Genomic DNA, 4,792 nt, shown 5'->3' with positions numbered 1-4,792 from the left:
CATGCCGGCGGCTGATTCGGCCCGGACTTGGCGTCCGCAGCCGGCTTCTCGCGAGGACATCATGGCGACGACTCTTCCACGTGCCGGAATCCCGGTCACTACGAGGCCGGCATGAAGGGGCTGGTCCGGGTCGCCGCCGGCAAGGGCGCCGCCGCCAAGGACGTCCGCGGCGCCCCCAAGCACTGATTTCGCGATGCCACAACCCGCTGCGAGTGCCCGCTGTCCGCGCAAGGGGCGGCTCGCGCGTTCACAAGTCCTACCGCTCGCACGAAGGAGTTCCGATGAACAAGTCAATCGCTCTGCTCGCTGCCGCCACGATCTTCGCGAGTGGCGCTGTCGTCGCCTCGGGAGACCATGGCTCCAAGCCTCAAGCCACCGCAAAGGGTCCGGACCTGGTCGACGGCGAGGTCCGCAAGATCGACATGGACAACAAGAAGATCACCGTCAAGCACGGTGAGATCAAGAGCCTGGACATGCCGGGCATGACCATGGTCTTCCAGGTCAAGGATCCGGCCATGCTGGGGCAGGTGAAGGTGGGCGACAAGATCATGTTCGCTGCCGAGAAGGCGGGCGGCGCCATCGTCATCACCAGCATCCAGCCGGCAAAGTAGGTCCTGACTGGCGCGATGGACCGCTGCTGCGCCGGGTGATGAGGCGGCTTGCTTGACCGCGCGCCGCAGCCCGCCTACGCTCGGGCGACCATGCCGGCCCTAGCCCTGACCCGAGCCATCGGCCGCCTCCTGATCGGCGTCCTGCTGGCCAGCCAGTGGCTGCTCGCCGCCTACGCCTGCCCGGGCGAGCGCGGCGGGGAAGCCGGAACGCAGCGGACCGCGGCTGTTTTCGGCGCCACGGACGAGGAGGCTTCCGCCGTCGGCGCAGCCGCCACCGCGGCAATGGTCGATTGCGAGTCCATGGCCGCCATGGATGCGGCGGCGCCGAACCTGTGCCACGGGCATTGCCAGCAGGGCCAGCATAGCGACCAGACCTCCGTGCCGGTCCTGACCGCGGCCGTGGCCGGCGGCTTCTACGTGCTCCTTCCGGCACCTTCGTCCCGCCTGCAGCGGCTGTCGGGAGGCAGTGCACCCGACCGGTTCTGCGCCGCGTTCCCGCCGCACGCGACCCTTCACTGCTGCCTGAGAGTCTGATTCGCAGGACGCCGCGCTGAGCCGCCCGAGCGGCGACGCGACGATCCGCGCCCCCCGTCGAACCTTCGACGGCGGCGGCCCGCCGACCCCACCGGGTCTGCTTCCGGAGGACTCCATGTCAGCTGCCCATCCCGTTCCGCCTCGCCCGGCCCCTCCTCGGCCAGTGCCGCGCACCACGCGGCGAGCCTTCCGCACCGTGGCCGCGAGCGCCCTGCTGGCACTCGCCGCCGCGCCGGTGTGCCGGGCCGACGCGCTCCCGTTCGACACCGCGCTGCGCCTGGCCGAGGAACGCTCCCGCCAGTTGCCGGCGCAGGACGCGAGCGCCACCGCGGCCCGGCAGATGGCCGTCGCCGCCGGCCAGCGACCGGATCCGGTGTTGAAGGCCGGCATCGTCAACCTCCCCGTCGACGGGCCCGATCGCTTCAGCCTGACGCGCGACTTCATGACCATGCGCTCGGTCGGCGTCATGCAGGAGCTGACCGGCGCCCGCAAGCTGCAGGCCCGGTCGGACCGCTTCGAGCGCGAGGCCGAGGTCGCCGAGGCCGGCCGGCGGCTGGCGCTCGCCGCGCTGCAGCGCGACACCGCCGCGGCCTGGCTGGACCGTCACTTCGAGGAGCAGCTGCGGGCGATGCTGCTGGCGCAGCGCGACGAAGCGCGGCTGCAGGTCGAAGCCGCCGATGCCGCCTATCGCGGCGGCCGCGGCGCCCAGCCGGACGTGTTCCAGGCCCGCTCCGCCGTGGCGCAGATCGAGGACGCCGTCGCCCAGGCCGATCGCCGCGTCGCCAGTGCCCGCATCCGCCTGGCCCGCTGGGTCGGTGCGCCCGGCGCGGACGCGCTCGGCGCCGCGCCGGCGCTCGGCACCGTCGGTCTGCGCGACGAGCAGATCGAGCGCGTGCTGGCCCGGCATCCGTCGATCGAGGTCATGGCGCGGCAGGAAGCCGCGGCAGAAGCCATGGTCGAGGTGGAACGCGCCAACCGTCGCCCCGACGTCAGCGTCGAGCTGATGTTCAGCCAGCGCGGACCCGCGTACTCGAACATGGTGTCGGTGAACGTGTCCGTGCCCTTGCCGTGGAACCGGGCCCAGCGCCAGGATCGCGAGGTCGCCGCCAGCGTCGCGACGGTCGAGCGCCTGCGCGCCGAGCGCGAGGAGGCGATGCGGGAACGGACCGCCGAGCTGCGCTCGATGCTCGAGGAGTGGCGCAGTCACCGCAGCCGGCTGGACCGTTACGACGCGTCGCTGCTGCCGCTGGCGGGCGAGCGGACGCGCGCGGCGCTGGCCGCCTACCGAGGCGGGACGTCGCCGCTCGCGGCGGTGCTCGAGTCGCGCCGCGCCGAGATCGAGACCCGCACCGAGCGCCTCCGCCTGGAGATGGACGCAGCGCGCCTGTGGGCGCAGCTCGAATTCGTGATCCCGCAAGCGCGGACCGCCACCGCCCCGGTTTCCCCGGCCGCGCAGGAAAGGAGCCGGCCATGAAGCTCCGACTCGTCCTGCTCGGCTTTGCCGCGGCCGCTGCCCTCGCGCTCGCCGGCCTCGGCCTGTACCGACTCGGTGTCGAGCGCGGCGCCGGCATGGCCGGCGCTGCCGCAGCACCCGAAGGCGCCGCCCCGGCGTCGACCACGGCCGGAGGCGCGCCGGTCGCTGCGCAGGGGGCGGCCAGCGGCGAGGACGCGACGCGGCGCCACGTCGCCTCGGGACTGAAGGCCGGCGACATCGACCCGGTCACGGGGCGCCGGATCCTGTACTACCACGACCCCATGGTGCCGGCGAGCCGGTTCGACAAGCCGGCCAAGTCGCCGTTCATGGACATGATGATGTCGCCGGTCTATGCCGGCGCGGACAGCGACGCCGGCCAGGTCACCGTCAGCCCTCGCGTGCAGCAGAACCTCGGCGTGCGGACCGCGCTGGTGACCGAGGGCGCGCTGTCGATGCAGCTCTCGGCCGTCGGCAGCATCGCCTTCAACGAGCGTGACCAGGCGGTCGTGCAGGCGCGCGCCACCGGCTACGTGGAGCGCCTGCACGTGCGCGCCACGCTCGACGCGGTGCGCGCTGGCCAGCCGCTCGCCGACGTCTACGTGCCGGACTGGATCGCCGCCCAGGAGGAGTTCCTCTCGGTGCGGCGCATGCAGGGCAGCGACCTCGCGCCGATCGTCGATGCGGCGCGGCAGCGCATGCGCCAGGTCGGCATGAGCGAGGCGCAGATCGGCCTCGTCGAGTCGACCGGCCGGACCCAGCCGCGCCTGTCGCTGCTGGCGCCGATCGGCGGCGTGCTGGTCGAACTGACGGTGCGCGAGGGAATGACGGTCACGCCGGGCGCGACGCTGTTCCGCTTCAACGGCCTGCGCACGGTGTGGGCCCAGGCCGAGGTGCCGGAGAGCCAGGCCGGGTTGCTGCGACCCGGGGCCCGGGTCCAGGCCACAAGCCCGGCCGCGCCGGGCGAGACCTTCGCGGGCACGGTGCAGGCGATCCTGCCCGACGTCAGCGCCGCGACCCGCACGCTGAAGGCGCGCGTCGAGCTCGCCAACCCCGGCGGCCGCCTGGTGCCGGGCATGTTCGTGCAGATGCAATTCAGCGACGCCCGGCCCGGCACGGCGCTGCTCGTGCCCAGCGAGGCGGTGATCCAGACCGGCCGGCGCAGCGTCGTGATGCTGGCCGAGGCGGACGGCCGCTTCCGGCCGGTCGATGTGGAGACCGGCGTCGAGCGCTCCGGCCAGACCGAGATCCGCCGCGGCCTGCAGGCCGGCCAGCGGGTGGTCGTGTCGTCGCAGTTCCTGATCGACTCCGAGGCCAGCCTGAAGGGGGTCGAGGCGCGCCTGAACGCGATGCCGCCGGCGGAGGCGGCGCCGCCCGCGAGCGCGCCGGCCAGCGTGCCAGCCGCTGCGGCGGCGATCCCCGCCGGCCCGAGGCACGCCGGCGAAGGCCGCGTCGAAAGCGTCGGCAGCGATGCGCTGACGCTGTCGCACGGCCCGATCCCCAGCCTCAAGTGGGGGCCGATGACGATGGACTTCAAGGTGCCGTCGAGCGGTCCCCCGGCGGGCGTCAAGGCCGGCGACCGGATCGCCTTCGAGTTCGCGATGGGCGCCGACGGCGTGCCGCAGCTCACCGCGGTGCGGCCCGCGGCCTCGGGGAGCACGCGGTGATCGCGCGGCTCATCCGCTGGTCCATCGTCAACCGCTTCCTGGTCCTGCTGGCGACGCTGATGGTCGCCGCCTGGGGCGTTCACGCGTTGCTGAAGACGCCGCTCGACGCCCTGCCCGACCTCTCCGACGTGCAGGTCATCATCCGCACCGGCTTCGCGGGCCAGGCGCCGCGCATCGTCGAGAACCAGGTCACCTACCCGCTGACGACGACGATGCTGTCGGTGCCTGGCGCGAAGACGGTGCGCGGCTACTCGTTCTTCGGCGACTCGTTCGTCTACGTCCTGTTCGAGGACGGCACCGACCTCTACTGGGCCCGCTCGCGCGTCCTCGAGGCCCTGAGCCAGGTGCAGGCACGGCTGCCGGCGGGGGCGACGGCCTCGCTCGGCCCCGACGCGACCGGCGTCGGCTGGATCTACCAGTACGCGCTGGTAGACCGCAGCGGGACCCATGACGCGGGCCAGCTGCGCGCGCTGCAGGATTGGTTCCTGAAGTTCGAACTGAAGTCGGTG

General features: G+C 73.1%; 6 protein-coding genes. All 6 read left to right on the top strand.

The window, feature by feature from the left end; all coding sequences use genetic code 11:
• The first annotated feature begins 27 nt into the window (after window positions 1–27).
• On the top strand, window positions 28–186 hold the full coding sequence (locus tag AC30N0_RS10920; RefSeq protein ID WP_489517942.1) for a hypothetical protein: 159 nt from the start codon (window positions 28–30) through the stop codon (window positions 184–186).
• A gap of 95 nt (window positions 187–281) precedes the next feature.
• Complete coding sequence (locus tag AC30N0_RS10915; RefSeq protein WP_489517941.1) at window positions 282–611, top strand: copper-binding protein; 330 nt, start codon at window positions 282–284, stop codon at window positions 609–611.
• 90 nt (window positions 612–701) lie between these two features.
• Window positions 702–1,145 (top strand): hypothetical protein, encoded by a 444-nt coding sequence (locus AC30N0_RS10910; protein ID WP_489517940.1) that lies wholly within the window; start codon window positions 702–704, stop codon window positions 1,143–1,145.
• 196 nt (window positions 1,146–1,341) lie between these two features.
• Complete coding sequence (locus AC30N0_RS10905) at window positions 1,342–2,619, top strand: TolC family protein (RefSeq protein ID WP_489517939.1); 1,278 nt, start codon at window positions 1,342–1,344, stop codon at window positions 2,617–2,619.
• A complete protein-coding gene (locus AC30N0_RS10900) occupies window positions 2,616–4,283 on the top strand; it encodes an efflux RND transporter periplasmic adaptor subunit (RefSeq protein WP_489517938.1) in 1,668 nt (555 codons plus the stop codon). Before AC30N0_RS10905 ends, AC30N0_RS10900 begins: the two co-directional genes overlap by 4 nt.
• A partial coding sequence (locus tag AC30N0_RS10895; protein WP_489517937.1) for an efflux RND transporter permease subunit occupies window positions 4,280–4,792 on the top strand: 513 nt, incomplete at its 3' end. The genes AC30N0_RS10900 and AC30N0_RS10895, both read left to right, overlap by 4 nt.

The sequence above is a fragment of the Rhizobacter sp. genome (genome assembly GCF_031412495.1).
GTDB lineage: Bacteria > Pseudomonadota > Gammaproteobacteria > Burkholderiales > Burkholderiaceae_C > Schlegelella_A.
Note: the sequence above shows the minus strand (reverse complement) of the source record. Positions and strands in the feature narration are given on the sequence as shown.